The 22,940-nt window shown below is 68.5% G+C and carries 24 protein-coding genes and 1 tRNA gene; 7 read left to right on the forward strand and 18 right to left on the reverse strand.

Annotated elements, in window-relative coordinates:
- Positions 1-93 precede the first annotated feature (93 nt).
- The 3 genes from BN1186_RS07105 to BN1186_RS07115 are packed head-to-tail and all read left to right on the forward strand — an operon-like array spanning position 94 to position 2,304.
- Positions 94-1,425, forward strand: coding sequence for an ammonium transporter (locus tag BN1186_RS07105; RefSeq protein WP_052459904.1), 1,332 nt, complete (start codon positions 94-96; stop codon positions 1,423-1,425).
- Positions 1,422-1,760 (forward strand): P-II family nitrogen regulator, encoded by a 339-nt coding sequence (locus tag BN1186_RS07110; RefSeq protein ID WP_040283439.1) that lies wholly within the window; start codon positions 1,422-1,424, stop codon positions 1,758-1,760. Before BN1186_RS07105 ends, BN1186_RS07110 begins: the two co-directional genes overlap by 4 nt.
- Before the next feature lie 25 nt (positions 1,761-1,785).
- Complete coding sequence (locus BN1186_RS07115; RefSeq protein ID WP_040283440.1) at positions 1,786-2,304, forward strand: hypothetical protein; 519 nt, start codon at positions 1,786-1,788, stop codon at positions 2,302-2,304.
- A gap of 12 nt (positions 2,305-2,316) precedes the next feature.
- Here BN1186_RS07115 and BN1186_RS07120 read toward each other — a convergent pair whose 3' ends face one another.
- From BN1186_RS07120 to BN1186_RS07180, 13 genes are all read right to left on the reverse strand, one after another.
- Positions 2,317-3,390: a winged helix DNA-binding domain-containing protein gene (locus tag BN1186_RS07120; RefSeq protein ID WP_040283441.1), complete on the reverse strand. Its 1,074-nt coding sequence runs from the start codon at positions 3,388-3,390 to the stop codon at positions 2,317-2,319.
- Positions 3,391-3,410: 20 nt separating this feature from the next.
- Complete coding sequence (locus BN1186_RS07125) at positions 3,411-4,760, reverse strand: flavin monoamine oxidase family protein (RefSeq protein ID WP_040283442.1); 1,350 nt, start codon at positions 4,758-4,760, stop codon at positions 3,411-3,413.
- 130 nt (positions 4,761-4,890) lie between these two features.
- Positions 4,891-4,966, reverse strand: a tRNA-Thr gene (locus BN1186_RS07130).
- Positions 4,967-5,018: 52 nt separating this feature from the next.
- On the reverse strand, positions 5,019-6,674 hold the full coding sequence (locus tag BN1186_RS07135; protein WP_052459905.1) for an alpha/beta hydrolase: 1,656 nt from the start codon (positions 6,672-6,674) through the stop codon (positions 5,019-5,021).
- Positions 6,667-7,515, reverse strand: coding sequence for a PSP1 domain-containing protein (locus BN1186_RS07140; RefSeq protein ID WP_040283443.1), 849 nt, complete (start codon positions 7,513-7,515; stop codon positions 6,667-6,669). The genes BN1186_RS07135 and BN1186_RS07140 overlap by 8 nt, the downstream gene beginning before the upstream one ends.
- A gap of 315 nt (positions 7,516-7,830) precedes the next feature.
- A complete protein-coding gene (locus BN1186_RS07145; protein ID WP_040283444.1) occupies positions 7,831-9,375 on the reverse strand; it encodes a midas domain-containing protein in 1,545 nt (514 codons plus the stop codon).
- A gap of 80 nt (positions 9,376-9,455) precedes the next feature.
- Positions 9,456-10,607 carry a DNA polymerase III subunit delta' gene (locus tag BN1186_RS07150; protein WP_040283445.1) on the reverse strand — a complete coding sequence of 384 codons (1,152 nt, stop codon included), beginning with the start codon at positions 10,605-10,607 and terminating at the stop codon, positions 9,456-9,458.
- Between the two features lie 9 nt (positions 10,608-10,616).
- On the reverse strand, positions 10,617-11,225 hold the full coding sequence (gene tmk, locus BN1186_RS07155; RefSeq protein WP_040283446.1) for a dTMP kinase: 609 nt from the start codon (positions 11,223-11,225) through the stop codon (positions 10,617-10,619).
- Entirely contained in the window at positions 11,222-12,628 is a 1,407-nt protein-coding gene (locus BN1186_RS07160) for a hypothetical protein (protein ID WP_040283447.1), read from the reverse strand. Before BN1186_RS07160 ends, tmk begins: the two co-directional genes overlap by 4 nt.
- Before the next feature lie 96 nt (positions 12,629-12,724).
- Entirely contained in the window at positions 12,725-15,367 is a 2,643-nt protein-coding gene (topA, locus tag BN1186_RS07165) for a type I DNA topoisomerase (protein WP_139650937.1), read from the reverse strand.
- 65 nt (positions 15,368-15,432) lie between these two features.
- Positions 15,433-15,915, reverse strand: a complete 483-nt coding sequence (locus tag BN1186_RS07170) for an HAAS signaling domain-containing protein (protein ID WP_040283449.1) — start codon at positions 15,913-15,915, stop codon at positions 15,433-15,435.
- Positions 15,912-16,247, reverse strand: coding sequence for a PadR family transcriptional regulator (locus tag BN1186_RS07175; protein WP_040283450.1), 336 nt, complete (start codon positions 16,245-16,247; stop codon positions 15,912-15,914). Before BN1186_RS07175 ends, BN1186_RS07170 begins: the two co-directional genes overlap by 4 nt.
- Positions 16,248-16,300: 53 nt before the next feature.
- Positions 16,301-17,779 carry a DUF7059 domain-containing protein gene (locus tag BN1186_RS07180; RefSeq protein ID WP_139650939.1) on the reverse strand — a complete coding sequence of 493 codons (1,479 nt, stop codon included), beginning with the start codon at positions 17,777-17,779 and terminating at the stop codon, positions 16,301-16,303.
- Between the two features lie 42 nt (positions 17,780-17,821).
- Between BN1186_RS07180 and BN1186_RS07185 the strand changes: the two genes are divergently transcribed.
- Positions 17,822-18,010: a hypothetical protein gene (locus BN1186_RS07185; RefSeq protein ID WP_040283452.1), complete on the forward strand. Its 189-nt coding sequence runs from the start codon at positions 17,822-17,824 to the stop codon at positions 18,008-18,010.
- Between the two features lie 65 nt (positions 18,011-18,075).
- Here the strand turns inward: BN1186_RS07185 and mgrA are convergent, their stop codons facing one another.
- From mgrA to BN1186_RS07205, 4 genes are read right to left on the reverse strand one after another with little or no spacing between them, the layout of a single operon-like run.
- Positions 18,076-19,125 carry an L-glyceraldehyde 3-phosphate reductase gene (gene mgrA, locus BN1186_RS07190; RefSeq protein WP_040283453.1) on the reverse strand — a complete coding sequence of 350 codons (1,050 nt, stop codon included), beginning with the start codon at positions 19,123-19,125 and terminating at the stop codon, positions 18,076-18,078.
- A gap of 9 nt (positions 19,126-19,134) precedes the next feature.
- Positions 19,135-19,503, reverse strand: a complete 369-nt coding sequence (locus BN1186_RS07195) for an Rv3654c family TadE-like protein (protein WP_052459906.1) — start codon at positions 19,501-19,503, stop codon at positions 19,135-19,137.
- Positions 19,500-19,853: a TadE family type IV pilus minor pilin gene (locus BN1186_RS07200; protein WP_139650941.1), complete on the reverse strand. Its 354-nt coding sequence runs from the start codon at positions 19,851-19,853 to the stop codon at positions 19,500-19,502. The genes BN1186_RS07195 and BN1186_RS07200 overlap by 4 nt, the downstream gene beginning before the upstream one ends.
- Positions 19,850-20,092 carry a DUF4244 domain-containing protein gene (locus tag BN1186_RS07205; protein ID WP_040283454.1) on the reverse strand — a complete coding sequence of 81 codons (243 nt, stop codon included), beginning with the start codon at positions 20,090-20,092 and terminating at the stop codon, positions 19,850-19,852. The genes BN1186_RS07200 and BN1186_RS07205 overlap by 4 nt, the downstream gene beginning before the upstream one ends.
- Before the next feature lie 216 nt (positions 20,093-20,308).
- Between BN1186_RS07205 and BN1186_RS07210 the strand changes: the two genes are divergently transcribed.
- The 3 genes from BN1186_RS07210 to BN1186_RS07220 are packed head-to-tail and all read left to right on the forward strand — an operon-like array spanning position 20,309 to position 21,857.
- On the forward strand, positions 20,309-20,767 hold the full coding sequence (locus tag BN1186_RS07210; protein ID WP_040283455.1) for a hypothetical protein: 459 nt from the start codon (positions 20,309-20,311) through the stop codon (positions 20,765-20,767).
- The gene (locus BN1186_RS07215) at positions 20,764-21,099 is read left to right on the forward strand and encodes a hypothetical protein (RefSeq protein WP_040283456.1); all 336 of its coding nucleotides are present in this window, start codon (positions 20,764-20,766) and stop codon (positions 21,097-21,099) included. Before BN1186_RS07210 ends, BN1186_RS07215 begins: the two co-directional genes overlap by 4 nt.
- A 2-nt stretch (positions 21,100-21,101) precedes the next feature.
- Positions 21,102-21,857 (forward strand): hypothetical protein, encoded by a 756-nt coding sequence (locus BN1186_RS07220; RefSeq protein ID WP_040283457.1) that lies wholly within the window; start codon positions 21,102-21,104, stop codon positions 21,855-21,857.
- Positions 21,858-21,997: 140 nt separating this feature from the next.
- On the opposite strand, the gene BN1186_RS07225 is transcribed toward BN1186_RS07220, so the two are convergent.
- On the reverse strand, positions 21,998-22,927 hold the full coding sequence (locus tag BN1186_RS07225; RefSeq protein WP_218975426.1) for an integrase core domain-containing protein: 930 nt from the start codon (positions 22,925-22,927) through the stop codon (positions 21,998-22,000).
- Positions 22,928-22,940 lie beyond the last annotated feature (13 nt).

Raw genomic sequence — 22,940 nt, forward strand, 5'->3', positions numbered from 1 at the left:
ACGCCCCGCTGACACGAACGCCCCCATACGCTAACCAGGCTGTTACGTGGCGGGCAGATCCGCCGAAATGTGGCGCCGACAGGATTCCTGTCCATGGAACTTCTGGAAATTGACACCGGCGACACCGCCTGGGTGCTCATCAGCGCGGCCCTCGTGCTCCTCATGACGCCCGCCCTCGCTTTCTTCTACGGCGGCATGGTTCGCGCCAAGTCCGTCCTCAACATGCTCATGATGTCGATCACCACGATGGGGATCGTCGGGGTCCTGTGGATCGCCGTCGGCTTCTCGATGGCCTTCGGTGAGGACATCGGCGGCGGCATCCTCGGCAACCCGTTTGAGTACATGTTCCTCAACGGGCTCATGTCCGCCGACGCCGTCGTCGGCACCATCCCGACGGCGGTGTTCGCGGGCTTCCAGGCCGCGTTCGCGATCATCGCCGTGGCCCTCATCTCCGGCGCCGTGGCCGACCGCATGAAGTTCTCCGCCTGGGCGGTCTTCGCGGCTGTGTGGGCGCTGGTGGTGTACTTCCCGGCGGCGCACTGGGTGTTCAGCTTCGACGACAGCGTCAGCGCCAACGGCGGCTTCATCGCCAACTCCATCCAGGCCATGGACTTCGCCGGAGGCACCGCCATCCACATCAACGCCGGCGCGGCCGCCCTCGCGCTGGCCCTGGTCCTCGGGCCCCGGCTGGGCTTCGGCACGGTACCCATGCGCCCCCACAACCTCACCCTGGTGATGCTGGGCGCCGGCCTCCTGTGGTTCGGCTGGTTCGGCTTCAACGCCGGCTCCGCGCTGGGCGCCGGCACCCTCGCGGGCGTCGCCTGGGTCAACACGCTGGGCGCGACGGCGGCCGCGATGCTCGCGTGGCTGCTCGTCGAACGCATCCGTGACGGCCACGCCACGTCCCTGGGCGCCGCCTCGGGCATCGTCGCCGGTCTGGTGGGCATCACGCCGGCTGCGGACTCGGTCAGCCCGCTGGGCGCGCTGATCATCGGGGCCCTCGCCGGCGCTGCCTGCGCCTGGGCCATCGGGCTCAAGACGAAGCTGGGTTACGACGACTCCCTCGACGTGGTGGGCGTCCACCTCGTCGGCGGCCTCGTCGGCACCCTGCTGATCGGGCTGTTGGCCGATCCGGCCTCGCCCGCCGAGACCGCCGGCCTGTTCTACGGCGGTGGCGTCGACCAGTTGTGGCGCCAGTTCCTCGGCGCCGCCGTGGTGCTCGTCTACTCGTTCGTGGTGACGTTCGTGATCGCCAAGGTGCTCGACAAGGTGATGGGGCTGCGCGTCCCGGAGTCCTCCGAGACCCACGGGATCGACACCGCCGTGCACGCGGAGACCGGCTACGACCTCAGCCACGTGGGCTACTCCACCTACGGCGTCCGCCAGACCCTGATCGTCCCCGCCCGAGAGGAAGCCCACTCATGAGGCTCGTCACCGCCATCGTCCAGCCCACCATGCTCACCGCCGTCCAGATCGCGCTCGCGCACCACGGCATCGCCGGCATGACCGTCACCGAATGCTCCGGCTACGCCCGCCAGAAGGGACACAAGGAGGTCTACCGGGGCGCGGAGTACACCATCGACTTCATCACCAAGGTCAAGATCGAGGTCCTCGTGGAGGACGCGGAGGTCGACGGCGTGCTGGGCGTGATCACGACGTCGGCGCGCACCGGCTCCGTAGGGGACGGGAAGGTATGGTCCACCCCGGTCGACGAGGTGGTCCGCATCCGCACGGGCGAGAAGGGCTCGGCGGCCGTCTGACCAGGGGTTCCCCTACCCTGGGGGCATGAGCCAGCAGCACCGGGGCGACCGCCCATCCATGTCGATGAAGCCCAGCCGGGTGACGGTCGCGCTGATCTGCGTCCAATTGCTGGCGCTGATGACCACAGTCCTCGCCGTCACCCACTACTCCGACGGGACCCCCGGCAGTCACCTGACTGCCGGGGTCCTGCTGTTGATCGGCGCGGCAGCGGTGGTGCTTCTCGGCTCCGTGTTCATTCCAGTGCGTCACGTGCTGGGCTGGTACCAGCGTCCCGGCCTGCTCATCGGCATCGTCGTGGGCGTGGTTGTCGCTCTGGTCGCGGCGGTGATCGCAGCGGTGCTGTGGACCACACCGCTGCTGTGGCTCTCCCGGCTGACCCTCGCGGTGCTGGCGATCGGGCTCGTGGCGATCGCCACGGTGGGGTTCGTCGTGGCAGGATGGCTGAGCATCCGTGGAGGTGACACGCAGCTCGGCAAGCACCAGTTGGAGTTCGCCGTCGTCGGCCTGTTCGTGATGCTGCTGCTTCCCTGGTTCATCTCCTGAGGCACTGGGCGTTCAGCCAGCGTGAAAGGGGAACTGCTCAAACAGCCTCGCGAAGCGTCGCGCTGCGGCGTCGGTGAGTTCCACGAACGGTTCGAACTGGAACGCGCGTTTCCCCGGGCGACCGGCCCGCGACCACGTCCCCACCACCTTTCCGCCGAGCACAGCCGATCGCTTGAACACCCCGTTGTTGCCCGGCACCAGTCGCTGGTGGTCCTCCGCGCTCATGGCGAACAGCCGGTCCCGGTAGCCCAGGATGAACTCGTCGAAGCCGGGTAGCAGCAGCGGCGCCGCCGTCGCCCGGCGCAGGGCCCTCACTTCATCCAGCAGGCCGGTGCGCCAGTAGCTGGCTTCATCCGCGTCGTCGGTCTCGAACTCACCCTCGACCAGCGTCAGCCCCCTGCGGATTTGAGCCAGGGTGAGCTTGGTCCACCAGGCGAAGTCCCGCACTGTCGCCGGCCCGTGGGTGGTGAAGTAGCGGCGCATCAGCTCCGCGGTGGCAGCGTCGAGGTCTCCGTTGAAGCGGGCCTCGAGGCCCGAGTCGGCAGGCAGCCACTGCGCGGCCAGCGCCACGTCCTGGTCCGTCCCGTTCCACGGGCCGTAACACACGGTGCCCTCCGCGATGAGGTTGAACAGCAGGTGGTAGCCCCGGCCCTCAGCCGTACTGATGCCGCCCGCCTCCCATCCTCCGAACAGTTCCGAGCGGGGCCGAGGCGCGCCGTCGAGGAGGGCGAGCGTGAGATCGCGCGCCCGGTCGAGGATCCCCTCGTGCAGTTCGCGACGCCGCGACATCGCGGCACGGATCGTGGGCTTGGCGCACAGTTGCGTGATCCACAGCGCATCAGCGGCAGGCATGAGGAACACGGTGCCCCGCATGGGGTAGCCGCGCACGACGGTGCCGTTGTCCAGGGCGGCGAGCACGTCGTCGACGCAGTTCGACGGCGTACGCAGCGCCACTGATGCCAGCACGCCCGGCAGGTCCTGGCCCTGCATCGCGGCGAACGCGGTGATCGCGTCCGTGGGCGTCGGGTAGGGGCGGGTGATGAGCCCCTGGGCGACGAGCCGGGTTCTGCCGAGCGTGGGTGCCATGCACCCCAGTATGGCCGCGGTCAGGCCAGGTTGCGCGCCACCACGGCAGCGACCTCGCGGCCGCTGCGCACTGCGCCCTCCATGTAGCCGTTGAAACGGGTGGCGTACTCGGAGCCGGCCCAGTGCAGGACGCCATCGGGTTCGGCGAGGACGGGGCCGTTGGTGGTCCACACACCCGGTGCGAAGTGCGCGCCGTGGCAGCCTCCGGTGAACTTCTCCGCGGCCCAGTCGCGCTCGATGTAGGCAGCGGGCTTGGAACCGGCCTGCCCGAAGCTGCGCACCACGGAATCGACGAAGGCGCGCTCGCGCAGCGTCACGGAGCGACGCGACAGCGAATCCGCGTCCGCGCCCTCGAAGAAGCCCATCAGGTGGCCCTTCGCCGCGCCCTGAGCGGTGGCGTCGAAGGTCACCCGCACGGCGCCTTCATCTGCCGACGACTGACCGCTGAGGCCCAGTTCGCGCCAGAAGGGCGCATCGTAGATGAGGAAGGCCTTGATGACGTTGCCGGGAGCCACCTTGTCTGCAGCCTCGGCGCGCCACTCGGGCAACGCCGGCTCGTGCTCCAGCGACATCGCGAGGCGGGGCGGGAGCGTGGAGATGACCTGCTTGGCCTCGATGACCTCACCGTCGGCGAGGGTCAGCCGAGCGGAGGTATCGGTGTGCTCCACCTTGACCACCTCGGCGCCAAGGCGCACCGCGTCTCCCAGCTTCGCGGCGAGGGCGTCGGTGACCGCGGCCATGCCGCCGTCGACGCGCTTCTGGTGCAGGCCGCCGTTGCTGGCGAGCATGGTCTCCAGATCCGGGCCGGAGTTGACCTGGTGCAGGCCCTCCAGGAGGGTGCAGTCCTTCGGCATGGGGCCGAACGCGGCGCTGTACACCTCCGAGAAACGGCGCTGCGCGCCCTGCGTGCGGAGGTTGGTGGTGATCCAGCGGCGCAGATCCTGGTTCAGCCACGCGTCGTTGGCCTTGCGCCAGGCCGTGTCCGTGCGGAAGCGCTCGGCGAGCCGGCGCAGGCGCAGCAGCCCCTGGCCCAGATCTGAGACCTCGAACGGTGTGAGCGCCGGCTCGTCCTCGGACGACGGCACGGAGAGAGCCTGGCCGCGGAGGCGGACGATGAGGTTGCCCTCGGCGGGCAGGCCGATGGTCTCGAGGCCCAGGTCGTCGATGATTTCGAGGAGGGAATCGAAGCCGGGGCCGATCCACTGGCCGCCGAGCTCGACGTAGCTTCCGTCGTTGAGGGTCTTATTCTCAACCCGGCCGCCGACGCGGTCCCTGGCCTCGAGCACGGTGACGCTCAACCCTCGGTCAACAAGATGCTGTGCGGCCACCAGCCCAGCCAGGCCGGCACCGATGATGGCGCAGTCGAACACGAGTTTCCTCCTCTACCGGACGTCCAGAGTCTGCTCCCTGAACGCAATGCCAAGACTACAAGGCGCCCGGCCGAGGCTGAGGGCGGGTAGGCAACAAGCAGGCCCCCGGTCCATGACCGGGGGCCTGAAGTGGAGCCGCCCACGGGAATCGAACCCGTGACCTACGCTTTACGAGAGCGTCGCTCTACCGACTGAGCTAGGGCGGCAGCAGACGGAACTATACAGAACCGACGGCGGGTTTCGCCAACTGGCCGGTCCCTACGTGCAGCGGGTGCCCTCATCGGGGACCTCGCCGTCGTAGAGGAACTTGTCGACGGCCTCGGCGATGCAGGAGTTGTCACCGGTGACGGCGCCGTGGCCGGCGCCCTCGAGGGTGAGCAGCGTGCCGGATTCGAGCTGCTCCGCCATGGAGACTGCCTGCTCGTACGGCGTGGCCGAATCCCCCGTCGTGCCGACCACCAGGATGGGCGGGGCATCAGGCGCGGTGATCTCCAACTGGGGCGCCGAGTCTGCCGTCCAGAACTCGCAGGTGAAGGAGGTGCCCATGTTGGGCGCCATGACGGGGGCCTTGGGGAAGGTCTCGCGCCAGGCGGGCAGCACCGCGTCGGCGCCCTGGTCCACGCCGTCGACGCAGCCCATCGCGGGGAACGCATAGAGGGGTGTGTCGTAACTGTTGGGGGTGCGGCCGTTGTACAGGTCGGCCAGCATCAGCAGGGCCTGTCCGTCCCCCGCGATCGCCTCGCCCAGGTACTGGGCCAGCGTGCGGTAGGCCTGGTCGTCCTCGTACAGCAGAACGGCGATGCCGAGCGCGGCCAGCGACTGGGTCAGTTCCCGGTCCCCCACCTGGAGGGGCTGCTCGTCGAGGCGGGTGAGCATGCCGTCGATGTCCGAGCGGATCTCGTCGGCGTCATCGCCGAGGTCGCACAGATCGGAGCCGGCGCACCAGTCAATGAAGTTGTTCAGCGCCAACTCGAAGCCCGCCACCTGCGGGGTGGGCTCGCGGTCGGTGATCTCGACGGCGGCGTCGAGCACCAGCCGCCCAGTGGTGTCCGGGAACAGCTGGGCGTACATCACGCCCAGGTAGGTGCCGTAGGACACGCCCACGTAGTTGAGCTTGTCTGCGCCGACGAGGTGCCGGATGAGGTCGAGGTCGCGCACCACGTCGATGGTGGTGAGGTGATCCAGGAGCTTGCCGGAGCCGTCGCGGCACTGTTGCGCGAACCGCTTGGAGCCCTCCATCAGCGCCTGTTCCTCGGCGGCGTCGTCCGGGCTGCCGTCGAGTGCGAGCATCTCCTCGCTCTCCTCGAACGTGCCGCACACCACATGGGTGGACTGGCCGGTGCCTCGCGGGTCGAAGCCGTAGGTGTCGTAGTTCTGCCAGCGGCCCGCCAGGCTCACGGCCATGCTCTGGCCACCGAACCCGGGGCCTCCGGGGTTGACGAACAGCGCGCCACGCGACGAATCGCCGCCCGGAACCCGGTTGATGGCGATCTCGATGGCCTCGCCCTCGGGGTTGTCCCAGTCGAGCGGCACCAGCACGGTGGCGCACTGCGGACGGCCGCCCTCGGTGCATTCGGACCATTCCACGCTCTGCGTGGCGTACTTCTCGTAGCTCCCCAGGCTTTCTTCGAACTCGACGCTCGGTTCGCCCTGCGGCTCGTAGGAGAGCTGCCGGTCCGCGTTGGCGTTGCTGACCGGCGCCATCGTCGGGTGCTCTGCCACCGGGGTCGACGGCACGCCCGGCATGCGCTCCCCGCTGGGCACCGGTGAAGGCGTCTCCGTGCCCGTGCGCGTGGGAGAGGCAGGCTGGTCACGGTTGCGCCCGCCCACCATGCCCCCGATGAACAGCGAGCCGATGAGGGCCAGCGCAATCATCGCCAGGATCATCTGGGTGACCTTGACCGACCTACTCATCAACTGCCTTTCCTGCCACACGGGCCTTGCGTGCGCGCGATGTCGAACATACCGATTCGAGCGGGCAGCGCACGATCTCTCCGCCCGCCTGACGCACGGTGACCGAGTCGGACGGCACGTTGTGGCCGACGACGACGCCCTCGCCGTCGTCGATCTCCACCCTGTCGCCGATCGACGGGGCCCTCTGCACGAAGTCGACATACAGCGGGTGCTCGTACTTGAGGCAGCACATCAACCGCCCGCAGGCACCCGAAATCTGCAGGGGGTTGGGCGGCAGGCCCTGCACGCGCGCGAGGCGCATGGAGACCGGCTCGAAGTCCTTGAGGAAAGTGGAGCAACACAACTCGCGGCCACAGTGGCCGATGCCGCCCTGCAGCCGGGCCGCGTCGCGGGCCCCCACCTGCCGCAGGTCGATGCGCGCGCCCAGGGCGCGGGCGAGGTCTCCCAGTAGCTGCCGGAAGTCCACGCGGTGAGGCGCGGTGTAGTAGATGGCGATCAGCCGGTCGTAGTCGGCCGACCGGTCGAGGTAGTCGACGGCCACCACCTTCATGGGCAGCCCGCGCCTGGCGATGATCTCCTTCGCCGCGACGGTGGCATCCGCACGCACCTGCCGGTTGGCCTCGTCGCGGGCGAGGTCTGCAGCAGACGCTGGCCCCAGACATACGGGCAGGTCGCCGTCCGCCAGTTCGGCCTCCTCCGGCGCCCACACGCACTGGGCCACCTCGGCGCCGTCAGCCGTCGGGTAGAGGACCCAGTCGCCGACCTTGTAGTCGCGGCCTCCTGAGTCGAGGTAGTGCAGCTGGCCGTGGCGCTCGAAGGCCACCGCCATCACCCGTGTCATGCGCCCAGCCTAACCAGTCGCTCAACGCAGCCGGATTCAGCACGGCCGAGCACAGCTGATGTGGATCGGGCGTTGCAGAAGACGGTCATCCCAACCAGGCACCGAGCAGCACCACAGAGTGACCGCCTTCTGCATGGGCGGCGAAGGCCCCCATCAGTGACAGCGGAAACCACCTGTACATCAGGTGACAGACACGCTTCAGGGCTTCGACACCGCTCGTGGAACTCGCGGGCTCAAGCAGCGACGGGCGGCGCTCAGGGAATGAGAATCCCCGCGGGGCTCGGCCTCGCGGGGATTCTTCTCAACAGGGTGGCGTCAGTTGCGCTTCGCCTCGCGGGCCTCTTCGCGGCTGCGGTAGATCGCGCCGTCGATACCGAAGCGGCCGCCGCCGAGCGACAGGAACAGGATGCCGATGCCGGTCATCAGGAGGTCCTTATCGCCGAGGAAGCCCTCCATACCGTCGACGAACGGGCTGAAGCTGCCCCAACGGATCAGGGCGAGCGCCGCGATCCCGAGGGCGGCCAGCACCAGGCCGACGATGCGCACGCCGAGCCCGATGACGAGCATCACCGCCATCGCGGCCAGCGTGAACCCGAGGATCCACGCCACCAGGCGGGGCTCGGGGATCAGCGGCTGGCGCGTCAGGAATTCAGCGGTCGCGTCGATGCTGTAGAGCACCTGGTAGGCCAGGATACCGAGGATCGCCGCGGTGATCAGGCGCAGCACGAACAGCCCGAAGCTCCCGAACCGGCCGACGCCCTTGGCGCGGGGGCGCAGTTCGCGCTCCGCGTTGGCGTCCGAGGTCTGGACCCGGCCGAGGCGACGGTCGCGCTCCTCCTTCTCAGCGCGCAGGGCGGCGGCACGGGCCTCCTCCTCAGCGGCTTCGTCCTCAACGGTTCGGCGGGTGTCGAGCACCTGCGTCTCGTCGCCATCGGTGCGGTACAGCCCGGCCATGCCGACAGGTGCGGCAAGCCCGGCGGAGCCTGCGCCGCCGGCAGCGGCCAGTGGCGCCGCGGCCACTGCCGTGGCTTCGGGATCAGTGGAGGGCGATCGCCCGATGACGACCTCCTCCGGGTCGCGCTCCGCCGTGGCGTCGGTCACGCGGGTCTCCTCGAGCGCATCAGGGTCGACCTGGGTTGCGCCGCCCTCGTCCAGCACTGCCTCATCATCAACCGGGGCCACCACCGGCTCATCGGCGGCCGGGTCTCCTTCGATGACCTCATCGCTGCGCGCCTCACCTACGGGGTCAGCCACCGGCACGACGACGGGGTCCTCGTCGACGAGTTCTTCATCTCGACGGTCCCCGACGAGGGGCTCATCGCGGGGAGCCTCATCGACCACAGGCTCGTCGTCGCGGAGATCCGCGCCCAGATCCTCGTCACGGGGCGTGTCGTCGATCACCGGCTCATCGGCGTGGTGCTGCTCGGTGCGCTCAGCCTCGATTCCTTCGGAGACCTCGCGGGCGACGTCGTCGTCCGCGGCATCCACCGGGCGATCGTCGGCGAACACGGTTTCTTCGGCCCGGCCCTCCCGCACCTCGGTGACGCCATCGTCGGCCGCGACCTCTTCCGGGGTCTCCCCCAGCTCGACGGTGGGGGCGGGCTCGTCCTCCCCCGCCACGTCGCGCGGCTCGGGCGCGGTGGTCAGGTTGGCATGATCCGTGACCTGCTCTTCAGCTGGGAGCACCGGCTCGTCGCGGGGCTCGGCCGGGGCCGGGGGTGCCGGCACGGGCACAGCCTGCTCCGCCGAGTAGTCGTCCCATTCTGCGGGCTCAACGGGTACGCCGTAGTCATCGGTCTCTTCCGTCCACTCCGCATCGTCGCGCGGGGTGCCTTCCTGGACCCACTCATTGTTGGACATCGGCTGGTTCCTATCCCTGGGCAGTCTTCCAGGCAATCTTCGCACCGAGACCCACTGTGATGAGGGGGGACACGCCGTTGCTAGGTACGTGGAGCCAGAGACAGGCTGATGAGCATCGACTCCAGCGCCAACAGCGGGGCGACGTTGCCTTCGAGCGCCGTGCGGGCCTCCAGGATGGCGTCGAGCGCGCGCACCGTCTGCTCCGGTGTCGACCGCTTGGCGACCGGTTCGATCTCGTCTGCCAGATCCGCGTTGACCAGCGGCACCTCGGGTGCGGTCTGCACGGCGAGCACGTCACGGTAGTAGCCGGTCAGTTCCGTGAGGACCCTGTCGAGCGAATCGCGCTGCATGCGCTTGGCGCGCATCTTCTGCTGGTCTTCCAGATCCCGGATCGCGGCCTGGGCGTTGCGCGGCTTGGCCGTGCCGCGTCCGCCGATCCCCAAGGCCTCCTGCAGCGCCGCCAACTCCTTGGCGTCGAGCGCCGTGGTGGTTTGCTCCGTTTCCTCCTTCGCCGCCGCCACGAGGTTCTCCGCCGCGGTGAGGCACGCGCTCACTGAGGTGAGCTTGGCGGGCAGGGTGAGGATCTCGTGGCGCCTGATGCGGGCGTCCTCTGAGCGGGCGAGCATGCGGGCGCGGCCGACGTGGCCCTGCGCCGCGCGGGCCGAATGGGCCGCCAGGGCCGGGGAGACGCCGTCGCGTTCGATGAGCAACTGGGTGACCGCCTCGTCCGACGGGGTGGCCAGCTTGATGACGCGGCACCGTGAGCGGATGGTGACGATCACGTCATCAGCATTGGGCGCGCACAGCAGCCACACGGTGCGCGGGGCCGGCTCCTCGAGGCCCTTGAGGAGGGCATCTGCACCGCGCTCCGTGACCCGGTCCGCGTCTTCGACCACGACGATCTGGTGGCGCTGCTTGACCGGCGCCATGTTGGCGCGACCCACGAGGGCGCGCACCTCGTCGACCCCGATGGACAGCTGCTCGGTGCGCAGCAGGGTGACATCTGGGTGGGCGCCGGAGAGGGTGGTGCGGCACTCCTCGCATTCACCGCAGCCCCCGCGCGGGCACTGCAGCGCGGCGGCGAAGGCCTTGGCGGCGTTCGACCTGCCGGAGCCGGGCGGGCCGACGAACAACCAGGCGTGCGTCATGGCGTGGCTGCGCCCCTCGACGGCCCGGCGCAGCGTGCCCACCGCCCGCTCCTGACCGATCAATTCCGAGAACACATCACCCATGCGGTCATCCTAGAGAAGGGGTGCGACACGGGCCGCGATCTGGGCGGCCATCCCGTCGCGGCCGGAGAACGCCTTCATCACGAAGTACTCCTCGGGGCGCTGCGCGGCCAGGTCGAGGAAGTGCTGGCGCACGCGTCGATGGAAGCCCAGCCCGGCGCTCTCCAGCCTGTCCTTGTTCTGCTTGACGGAGACCGCCTCATCGGGGTCGGCGTCAAGCAGGATGGTCAGATCGGGCCGGAGCCCGCCGACGGCCCACCAGGCGATGTCGCCCACCTCGGCGAGCGCCAGGTTACGGCCCGCACCCTGGTAGGCGATCATCGAATCGACATAACGGTCACAGACCACCACCTCGCCCCGCTCGAGCGCCGGACGGATCACCTCGTAGACGTGTTGCGCCTTGTCAGCGGCATACATGAGCGCCTCAGCGCGGTGATCGACGTCCCCTGAGGCAGGGTCCAGCACCAGGTGCCGCAGCGTGGCACCCAACGAGGTACCCCCGGGTTGGCGCGTGACCAGGTGCGCCCGCCCCTTTTCCGCGAGCCACCTCTGCAGCCGCTTCACCTGTGTCGACTTGCCGGTGCGGTCGCCGCCCTCGAACACGATGAACAGCCCGCTCATGCCCTCTGCTTCCGCGCGTACTTGTCCTGCTTCTTCTTCGCCTTGGCGATCAGCTTGCGTGCCTCGGCGGCGCGGCCGGGCCACTGATGGACGAAGCTGTGGCGGCGGAAGACCGTCTCGCTCCTGGCGCGCTCGTAGTCGAGGCCCAACTGGTACGCCTGCGTGGGAGAGAGCCCGTCCAGATCGGGTGCGCCCGGATGAGTGCCGTGCGAAGCGTGCCGTAGCTCGTCGAGCACGTCGTCGAGCTTGCGCAGCAACTTGCCCATCACCTTCGGCATGAGGGGCGCCAGCACGGAGGCCGCCACCTCGAGTTGCTGGGCGGCCATCAGCGCGGCCTGCCACGCCTCGTCCGCCCCGGTGACGCTGAGGCTGCGGCAGCGGTCGGCCAGGATGACGGTGCCCTGCTCGGCCCGCTCGAACAGCACCTGCGCCGCCGGCCACTGAGACAGGTCGCCCAGGCGCGGGGCCCGGGCGCCGACGATGAGGGCGTCGATGACGTCCATGGTGGGCTGTTCGATGTCGTGGGAGGTTTCGAACGGCAGCCCCCTGAGCAGGTGCTCGACGCTGCTGCGCCATCCCGGTTCCAGCACCGGGGCCAGCCCGCGCAGGTCGCGGCCGAAGGCCCACAGCCGGTCGTTGAGGAGGCCTACGTCCTCGGTGTCTCCGGTGCGGCGGTCGAGATCGGCGCGCACGATGTCGCCGAGGTGCCGGGCGAACAGCGTGGCGACAAACTCCTCCAGCGTCGCGTCGCGGCGCAGCGGCCGCGCAACGGGGAAGCTCGTCAGCCCGGTGGCGGGGGACCCGATCCGCTGCTGGATGGTGGGGAAGCGCTCCACCACCGTCGCCTGCACCGCCTGCGCGGCGCTGAGCAGGAACTCGCGCTGCTGGCCGGTGAGGTGATCTGTGGGTTCCACCGTGACCTCGCGGTGCCGGCTGACGACAGCACGGTCGCGGTGCACCTCCACCTTCTCGTCGCGGACGATCGCGGCGGTCTCGCCCCCGTCGGTGCGCAGCGCCCACTCGTCGCGCGTCGAGGTGAGGATGGCGATGGGGCTGAGCGCCGCGCCGCGGACGAACGGGCCCAGGAGGCGGGCGAAATCCCGGGGAAGGTCCCCGTTGCCGGCCATCTGCTCCACCCGCTCTGCGGGGAGGTGCGGTTCCCACCCCGGCGCCGACAGGTACCACTCTCCCCCACCCCGGATGACACGGTGGGCGACGACCACCCCGGCGCGCAGCAGCCTGCCGTCGGGGGCGTCGAGGATGCTGACCGCCATCTCGTAGCTGGCCCCGGGGCGATGGAGGAGGCGCGGCAGCCCCACCGCCGCCGAGGTGAGCTTCGGCTGCTCCGAGGTGTAGGGCACCTCGAACCTCAGCGCACCCGTGGGCTTGCCCTTCTTAGCCATGCCAGCAGCCTAACGCCCTTCGACACCCCGAACCCTTGGAGATTTCGACGCGACCGCGCACCCTCGCTGCTGGGGCGGAGGACGGCTCAACCAGCGTCATTTCTTGCGGGCCGCTGTCTTCCGGGTCGTGGTCTTGCGGGCCGGCTTCTTGGCCGGCCCCTTGGCACGCTTCTCGGCCAGCAGCTCGAACGCCCGCTCCGGGGTCATCGATTCGGGCGTCTCTCCGGACGGGATCGTCCGGTTGGTCTCGCCGTCGGTGACATAGGGGCCGAAGCGGCCGGTCTTGACGACGACGGGCTTGCCCGTGTTGGGATCCGCGCCGAGCTCCTTGAGCGGCGGTGCGGCGGCGGCGCGGCCGCGGGTCTTCGGCTGCGCGTAGATCGCCAAGGCCTCGTCGAGCGTGATGTCGAAGATCTGATCCTCGGAGGTCAGCGACCGCGAATCCGTGCCGCGCTTGAGGTACGGTCCGTAGCGGCCGTTCTGCGCGGTGATCTCGTTGCCCTCATCGTCCTTCCCGACGACGCGGGGCAGGCTGAGCAGCTTCAACGCGGTGGGCAGATCCACCGAATCCAGCGACATCGACGTGAACAGCGAGCCGGTGCGCGGCTTGGCGGACTTCGGGGCATCCTCGGGAAGCACCTCGGTGACATACGGGCCGTAGCGTCCGTTCTTCGCGACGATCATGCGACCGGTCTCCGCGTCGACGCCCAGCTCGTGCTCCTCATCGAGGGGCTTGCTGAGCAGCTCCTCGGCGACGGCGACGGTCAGCTCGTCGGGCGCGAGCTCCTCCGGCACGTTGGCGCGGCGCCCATCGGCGGCCTCCACGTAAGTGCCGTAGCGACCGACGCGCACGTCGATGCCGGAATCCTTCAACGGGAAGGTGGACAGCGCTCGGGCGTCGATGTCGCCCAGCTCTGTGACGAGGGTCTCGAGCCCGTGGTGGGTGTCGCCCTCGGGACCGCGGTAGAAATCGGTGAGCACCTTGAGCCGCTTGGCCTTGCCTGCGGCAATCTCGTCGAGCTGATCCTCCAGCTCCGCGGTGAACGCGTAGTCCACCAACTCGGTGAAGTGCTCCTCGAGCAGACGCGTCACGGCGAACGCGAGCCAGGTGGGCACCAGGGCTGAGCCCTTCTTGAACACGTAGTCGCGGGCGGTGATGGTGCGGATGATGGAGGCGTAGGTGGACGGGCGGCCGATCTCGAGCTCCTCCAGCTTCGCCACCAGGGACGGCTCGGTGTAGCGCGCCGGCGGGCGGGTCTCGTGGCCGGCGGGCTCCGCCTTCGCCACGGACAACTCCTGCCCCTCTGTGAGCACGGGCAGCCGCGACTGCGCGTCGTCGGAGGCCGACTCGTCGTCGGTGCCCTGCACGTAGGCCTTCAGGAAGCCGGGGAACGTGATGGTGCGCCCGGAGGCGACCAGGCCGGCCGTGCTGACCTCGGCGTCGCCGATGGCGGTCGCGCTCAGGCGCGCGTCGATCTTGATGGAGACCGATTCTCCGCGGGCATCGGCCATCTGCGAGGCCAGGGTGCGTCGCCAGATGAGCTGGTACAGGCGGTAGGGGTCGCCGACGAGGCCGGTGTCATCCGGGTGGCGGAAGGAGTCGCCTGCGGGGCGGATGGCCTCGTGTGCCTCCTGCGCGTTCTTGACCTTGGAGGCGTAGACGCGGGGCTTGTCCGGCAGGAACCGCTCGCCGAACAGCACGCGCACAGCCTTGCGGGCCGCGTTGATCGCCTCGCCCGACAGCGAGACCGAATCGGTTCGCATGTAGGTGATGAAGCCCTTCTCGTAGAGTTCCTGAGCCACCGACATCGCCCGCTGCGAGGAGAAGCCCAGCTTGCGGCCGGCCTCCTGTTGCAGCGTGGTGGTGCGGAACGGCTCGTACGGGCGGCGCGTGTACGGCTTGGAGTCGACGGAGGCGACGGCGAGGCTGCCGGCCTTGAGCGCCTCGGCGAGGGCCTTGGCGGAGGCTTCATCAAGGACGACGGCGTTGCCGGCGGTGAGTTCACCGTCGGCGTTGAAGTCGCGGCCCTGAGCGACCTTCGCGTCGCCCACCTCGGTGAGGCGCGCCGGGAAGTCGCGGGGATCGACGTCTGCGCCGCCGTCGAGGGTGATGTCGAGGTCCCAGTACGCGGCGGGGGTGAAGGCGATGCGTTCGCGTTCGCGGTCCACCACGAGGCGGGTCGCGACGGACTGCACGCGGCCGGCCGAGAGCCTCGGCATGACCTTCTTCCACAACACCGGGGAGACCTCGTAGCCGTAGAGGCGGTCGAGGATGCGGCGGGTCTCCTGCGCATCGACGAGCGCGACGTCGAGGTCGCGGGGGTTGTCCACGGCGTCCTGGATGGCGGCCTGGGTGATCTCGTGGAAGACCATCCGCTTGACCGGGACCTTCGGCTTGAGCTCCTCCATGAGGTGCCACGCGATGGCCTCGCCCTCGCGATCACCATCCGTTGCGAGGAGGAGTTCGTCGACGTCCTTCAGCTTGGCCTTGAGGTCACGGATGGTGGCCTTCTTGTCCGGCGAGACGACGTAGATGGCGCTGAAGTCGTCGTCGACGTTGACGCCGGTGCGTGCCCACGGCTGCCCCTTGTACTTGGCGGGGACCTCAGAGGCCTTGGTGGGAAGATCGCGCACGTGCCCGCGGCTCGATTCCACGATGTAGTCGCGGCCGAGGTAGCCGGCGATCTTGGTCGCCTTGGTCGGCGACTCGACAATCACGAGACGCTTGGTCATGCAGATCTGTCCTTGGTTGTTGGGGGAAACTCGTGACGAACAATAGCTTGCGCTGTCAAGATGTCAGGCTTCTAGGCATCCTTGCGCCTGCCACGGAGGTCCCATTCAACCTCGCGGCCGGTGCGGGGATCGACGATGCGATCAGCCTCTGACAGGCGCGTGAACCAGGCCCACCAGGCGGCGAGCAGCACCACGCCCAGCGCGATGGCCGCCCAGGGCGGAAGACCGAATGCCGCCCCTCCTCGCCCGGCGAGCGCAAGGATGCCGCTGATCAGGAACCAGGTGGCGATGAGCGTGTAGAAGAAGCCGCCCACCGCCAGCAGCAGCTTGCCGCGGAACAGGCGGACCAATAGGTTGCGGCTCTGGTCCACGTCGGCGAGGCCGGCGCGTTCACGGGCGTAGTCCTTGACCGGGCCGAACGCGACCACGGGGTCCTCCCCCGTCTCCGCGACGTGGGCCTCCACCTCGGCGAGGATCTCCCCGATCCGCGTGCCGGGCACATCCAGCAGCCGCAGTTCGAGGGCCAGGTCATCTGTGTAGCTGGTGCTGGTCATGAGCGCTCCTTGAGGAGGGTGGTGAGGTTGTGGGAGAAGGCGCGCCAGGTGGCCACGCGACCGCTGAGCTCGGCTTCGCCGTCGGCGGTGAGGCGGTAGTACTTGCGGCCGGGGCCGGAGTCGCCGGCCCGCCACTGGGCCTCCACAAGACCGGCCTCTTCGAGGCGGCCGAGGATGGGATAGAGCGTGCCGCCTTTGACGGCCCCGAATCCGTGGGCCTCGAGCCGGCTGGTGATCTCGTAGCCGTAGGTCTCGCCCTCGGCGATGATCGCGAACACCGCGAGCTCGAGGAATCCCTTGAGCCAAGAGGTCGGCCAGGCATCTGTCGTCATGACTAGATCGTAAACCTATCTAGTCAGCAATGCAATCTATTCAGCAAGCCAATCTAGCGAGCGCTTCCCTGGAGGACGAGCATCTGGTCGAGGAGGGCCTGGCGGATCTCGGGGAGGAGCGCGCCGGCGAGCTCGGTGACGTCGAGGTCCAGCACCTGGCCGACGGCGGCGATCACCTGCCCGACGGTGAGGTCGCCGTCGAGGGCCCCGAGCGTTGCCGCGAGGGCGGTGTCGGCCTTGATGGCGCGCAGGAGACCGACGCGCTGACGGAACACGACGTGCTCCGGGTCCTCGGCTCCGGGACGACCGATGGTTTCCTGCTCCACGTCCACGAGTCGCGGGCGGCTGGCCAGCAGCTCACCGGTGGGCAGCTGGAAGGCGTCGACGGCGGCGCGGTGCCGGGCGAACACGTCACCCACGGGCTGCGCCACGGCGTGCGGCCAGCTCTCGAACCGGAGGTGGCGTTCTGCGCGCTCAGCGCGGGTGATCAGCACCCAGCCCATGCCGATGCTGCGGATGCCCAGGGAATCGAAGTAGGCCAGCCACTCGTCGTAGGCGGCGCGCCAGCCGTCCGTGCCGGCGAGCCCCGCATCGGTGAGCCACATCTCGATGTAGCTGAACACGTCGAGGCGTTCGCGCTCGATGACCCAGGCGTCGCAGCCCTCCGGCACCCATTCGGCCAGTCGCTCCTCCCACGGCTGGTCCGTCACAGCCCAGTTGGTCAACAACTGCAGCGACCCGCCGGGGTTGAGGTGGTCTGCCGCGCCTCGCACGAGCGCCTCGACGAGGGAGTCGCCCTCGAAGTTCGCCTCGCGGTAGGTGAGGGTCGCGGCTTCGTCGCTGGGCGGGCTCATCACGAAGGGAGGGTTCGACACGATGAGGTCCAAGCGCTCCCCCGCCACGGGCTCGTACAGGGAACCCTTGCGGTAGTCGACGTCCACCCCACCCAGGGCTGCGGTGACGCGTGCCAGCTCCAGGGCGCGTTCGTTGACGTCGGTGGCGACGACGCGCTCGGCGTGCCGCGACAGGTGCAGCGACTGCACGCCGCAGCCGGTGCCCAGATCCAGCGCGGAACCCACCGGCTCCCGCATGGTGAGCTGCGCCAGCGTCGTCGACGCCGGGGACACGCCCAACACGTAATCGGGCCGGATGGGCTGCATCTGGTGGTCGAGCCCCGGCGTGGGATCAGCCACCACCCAGCCTGAGGCGCCGTCATCCGGCGATCCGTAGGGCCGGACGTCGACGACGGCCCGCACTGCGTCGCCTCCGACGGCGACGAAGCCGGCGCGTACCAACTGCTCCAGGTCCAGCGCGTTGGCCACGACCTCGCGGGGCACCTGTTGCTGCAGGATGAAAAGTCTGATGAGCGCGGCCTGTGGATCTGTCGCATCGCCGAGGGCAACGTCTGCCGGCACGGTGCAGTTGCGCCCAAGGCCGGCTTGACCGTCGTCGCCGATGCGCTCCACCACGCCATCGGAGGTGTAATCGGCCGCGACAAGGCGCTCGCGGAGCGCTGCTGCATCGAGAGGCATGCTGGCCATCCTATTGACCTTGGAACCTGAGACCATGGGTGAATGAAGATGCGTAAGCACGTGATCATCGCGGCGCTGGGTGGCGAATCCGGCAACGAGGGGATGCCCACCACCATGTGGGTGGACGACCAGTTCCGGGTGATCAAGCAGGAGGTCGCCGTGGGCGAGATCGTCACCACCACGGAGTACTCGGATTTCGACCAGCCGGTCGACATCCCGGACGTTTCCTGACCACAGCCCCGAACACAGCGCAAGACCCCGCCCACCGGTTGCCGGTGGGCGGGGTCTTGCACATGTCACTGTACGGAGTCGGTGGCTCCCTGCCAGAGGTTCACACCGTCGACGCCGCCGTGCTCGTCGATGGCGGCCAGTTCCTCCGCGGTGAATTCGAGGTTTCCCAAAGCGTCGAGGTTGTCGTCGAGTTGGCGCACCGACGATGCGCCGAGCAGCGCGGAGGTGACCGACGCCTCCCCCTGGTCGCGCAACACCCAGGCGATCGCCATCTGTGCCAACGACTGCCCACGCTTGCCTGCGATGTCGTTGAGTGCGCGCAGGTGGTTGACGTTCTCGTCGCTCAGGAGATCTGCGTCCAGTGACTTGCCCGCGGCGGCACGCGAGTCTTCAGGGATGCCGTCGAGGTAACGGTCGGTGAGCATCCCCTGGGCCAGCGGCGAGAACGCGATGACGCCCATGCCGTGGTCTGCCGTGGCCTGCAACAGGCTGGGGCTGCCATCCTCCACCCAGCGGTTGAGGATGGAGTACGACGGCTGGTGGATGACCAGCGGGGTTCTGAGGCTGCGGGCGATCTCCTGCGCCTTCGCCGTCAACTGGGCGGAGTAGGACGAAATGCCGGCGTACAGCGCGCGCCCCGAGCGCACGATGAAGTCGAGGGCCTGCATCGTCTCCTCGACGGGCGTGTCCGGATCCGGGCGGTGGTGGTAGAAGATGTCGACGTAGTCGAGACCCATCCTTTTCAGCGAGTCGTCGCACGAGGCGACGAGGTACTTGCGCGAGCCGCCGAAGCCGTAGGGACCGGGCCACATGTCCCAGCCCGCCTTCGAGGAGATGATCAACTCACCGCGGTAGGGCTTGAAGTCCTCCGCGAAGATCCGCCCGAAGTTGGTCTCGGCGGAGCCGTAGGGCGGGCCGTAGTTGTTGGCCAGGTCGAAGTGCGTCACCCCCCGGTCGAAGGCCCGCCGCAGGATGTCGCGCTGCGTCTGGAGGGGCTTGTCGTCACCGAAGTTGTGCCACAGGCCCAGCGAGATCGCGGGGAGCTTCAGGCCCGAGGTGCCGAGCCGCCGATAGGGCATGGACTCATAACGGTCTTCCGATGCAACATAAGTCATGGGTCAAGCCTATTGCGCTCCTGTACCCGCCGTCGCCATCCGTTGGAAGGTGGCCGGCGCGCCTGGCAGGTTCGGCTCCAAGGGCGCTTCCACGGTGACCTCGACGACCACGTGACGGCCGGCGCCTCGCACGTCGCAGGCTGCCACTGCCACGCCGTTGCGGCGAGCCGTATCGCTCGCGGCGGCGCAGGGATCTGCATCCTGCGCGGAGGCAGACGCTGCAGCGAGGGCGGCCAGTTCCGCCGCCTGCTCGGCATGGCGGGCGGCCGAGAACCAGGCGATGAACACCCCGGCCACGCTGAAGACGACCAGTAGGGCCAGGCTCATGCCGGTGGTGACGAGCACCCCCACGGCGCCCCGTTCGTCGCGGCGGTTCACGGTCCCTCCCCCGGCTCGTAAGCCGCCCACGCCTTGGCGGACAGTTCGACCGGCCCCAGGAACAGCACCGGCACGGCCATGGTGACCTCCGCTGCCACCCCTGAGGGCTGCCTGTCGATGTCGATGCGAGCACCGTCGGGCACCCGTTCCCTGGCGTCCTGCAGTGCGGCCTCGTCACCCCGGGCGGCCTGCCGGGCCAGCTGGGCGCTGGCCTCGGCAGCCGTGGCCTGGGCGACGCCGAGGAGGGAGGCCCCGACGAGGGCAGCGGTCAGCACGATGGCCAAGAGCAGCCCGACACACAGCTCCACCGTCACCATGCCCCGCTGCCCCCGTCGGGGCCTACTGGTCACCTCCCGACCTTCAGGAGATCAGAAATGTTGAAGTCACCGGTGAGGACCTTGCCGAACACTCCGGTGACCCAGTCGAAGAGGACCTGGAAGAACGCATTATCGGAGAAGACCCTGACGAGCAGGATGGCGATGGTGGCGGCGGCGAGCAGGCCGATGGCGTACTCGACGGTGGTGAGGCCGCGCTCGGCGAGGCGCCGGATCTCGGTGCGGCGCTCCGAGCGGACGATGGTGTTGTGCATGGCGGGTTCCTTTCGGTTGAGCGGCCGCCTCTCGGCCGGTCTCGCCACCATTAATCGGAAAAACGCCCCCCGAATCCCCACTGAGGAGCCGGTTTGTGGATGGATCGAACGGACAACACCAGCACCTGTGGACAGCGACGACTCGGCCCCAGACCTCAGCAAACAGCCGCGTCCGGGCTCCTTGGAGTGCACCCACTCTCAGCTAGCTTGGGTCCAGTGACCGAGATATTCCACTTCGAGTTCGACGCTGGCGGCACGGTCAGCGCCGCGCGGATCAACGACGGGTGGTCTCGCGAACTGACGCCCGACCAGTTCGCTGACGCCGCCTTCCTCTCGTACCTGCGCGCTAGGAGCGCGCATCGGGTCTCCCCCATCCCTCCGGAAGAGGAACTCAGCAATCAGGAACGGAGCCGCGTCCTTCGGGCCAGGCTGCGTGAGGCGAGGGAGAAGCTGCGCACCGTGCCTGATGCCCAAGACGAGCCGTACCTCCAGGACACCGGCACGATGGCCGAGGTGACGGATCGTCGCACCCGGTTCACCATCACGACGCGCCACGGTCAACCGGACAGCATCACCGTCAACGAGGCGTGGCTGCGCACCGCTGACCTCTCCGATGTGGAACACAGCCTCGTCGAGACGTTGCAGGCCCTGGAAGGAGCAAGCGAAACAGCATGAGCCAGGACCACATTCGATTCAAGATCGGCTGGTTCCGTCGAGAAAGTGACCTGCTGGCGCAAGCCTCCACCTCATTGGAGGAGGCCAGCCTCCAGCTGCAGGCGGCACGCCTCGAGCTGCATTCCGATACGGAGATCCAGCCCATCAAAGATGCCTTCGACGAGCTGAAATCTGCCCTGGCCGATGCGCCTGACATCTCCTTCGCCGCGGGTTCGGAGCGTCTTCGCGACCTGTCCGGAGCGATAGCCGCCACCGGTAAGAACTATGAGCTCGTGGAGGCGGACAACGAACAGATCGCCGCCTTGATGCGACCGAATGAAGCAGAAGGCTGACCATGGGATTCACCAGAGAGCTCAGAGAGTTCGCAGAAGACATCAAGGATGCTCTGGACGAGATCAACGAAAAGATCGAACCGGTGCTCAGTGGAGCGAAGCGGGTCATCGACCTGCTTCCCCCAAATCCCGCCTTCGAGCCGGCGAGGAGGCTCGCGGAAGATCTGCCCAACGATTGGGGCAGCGTGCACGAACCCTGGTACCTGCACTCGGAGGAGGCGGTCGACGGCACCATCGACCTCGATGCCGTCTGGAAACTGAACGAGGAACTGTGCCAGATCGACCTGACTGCCCAAGAAGTGGCCGTCGCACGGCTGGGGCAGGGCGGGGACTGGTCCTCGGCAAACTCTGACAGGTATCAAGAGTTGGCCGCTCGAGCACCCATGCAGCTGGCCCGCCTGGTGGAGACCAGCAAGGAGGCCTGCCGGTTGATGGAAGACTTCGCGAATGACTACGAGGACTACCTGGATGACATCTGGGGTGAGTTGAACTCCCTTGGGTCGATCATCTTCGACGTTCTGGGCATCCTCGCTTCTTTGCCGCTCAAGCTGACCCTTTGGACCATCTCCCTGCTGCTCTATGACCTGGGGCGTCTGATCGAGGCCGCCGGCGACCTCTGGGGGCAGATCGGACCCACCCGCGAGAAGGGCAACACTGCCCGCACCGAGATCGTGCACAGGCTGCGTGATGAGAACGCGAGGTTCAGAGCTCAGGGTCAGTGGCCCAACGTGCCGAGCATGGCCACCGACGCATGGTGACGCTCACCCTGTGAATTTGATCGTTCTTTGGCTGGGTTATGTGATGTTTGGGTGGCGTTAGTTGCCGATGACGAGGATGCTGGCGGCTGCTTCGATGACGTCGTCGGTGATGGTTTCGAGTTGGTTGATCTTGTCCCGCGTCAAGTAGTTGGCAGGATTTCCTTGGCTTGAAATGTCGGGATGGTTGGATCGGCCAGTCCTAGGTGCACCTCCTTGGGCCGGTTCCATGCGATGGCCTCGTGAGGCCTCAGCTCGTTGTACTCGATCCGGTAGTCCTCGGCACGCTCGGCGAGCACGAGCGCGTCGTCGATCTCATCCAGGTAGAGCCGCTCGTACTTCAGCGTGCCGAAGCCGCGCTCACGAGAGCCGTTCTGACCGGGCGTCTTCACCCGGGTCCGCACGTGGGCCAGCTCAGGGTGGGCGGCGATAAAGGACTCGAAGCGGAAGGACCTAAACGGTCCGCCGTTGTCCGTCACGATGGTCACCACCGGGCCCAGCTCACCAGTCTCGGGATCGACGGGGCAGGCCTCGATCAGCGGGTGGCCGAACATCTCCTGGTAGTCGGCCAGCGCCAGCTCGATCGCGTCGATTGCGTCGTGCTGGTTCCCGGTCGGCGAGACGTGGAAGGGGTGCTCGTACTTGGACCAGTAGTCCCGACATCCGGCCAGCCGCCAGGTCCCGCCGGTGGTGGTCTCGAACTCGGAGAAGTCCAGCTGCCAGACCTGGTTCGGGCCCGAGGGCTCGGTGGCGAACGCGGCCTTGCGCCGCTCGGCCAGGTTCCGCCGCTCCCCCTGGTACTCCGCCGGCAGGATCAGCCCCTCCTCGCCCAGGATGCGCAGCACGGTCGCCTCGGAGAGCACGTGCCCGTCGTGGCGGACCATCGCCCAGATCTTCCGGTGACCCCACGCCGGGTGGGCCAGCGCGTGCTCGCGGACCAGATCCCGGGCGGCCTGCCGCGCCGGCTGCGGCCAGGGCCCCTTGGTCTGTGTCCCGGTGCGGGCCCTGGCCTGCCAGCGGCGCCAGGTCCGCTCGGGCATGTCGAAGAGCTGGCAGAACCTCGCGGTCGACATGCCCGCCTCCACG

This window comes from Tessaracoccus massiliensis (genome assembly GCF_000826065.2).
In the GTDB taxonomy this organism is placed as follows: domain Bacteria; phylum Actinomycetota; class Actinomycetes; order Propionibacteriales; family Propionibacteriaceae; genus Arachnia; species Arachnia massiliensis_A.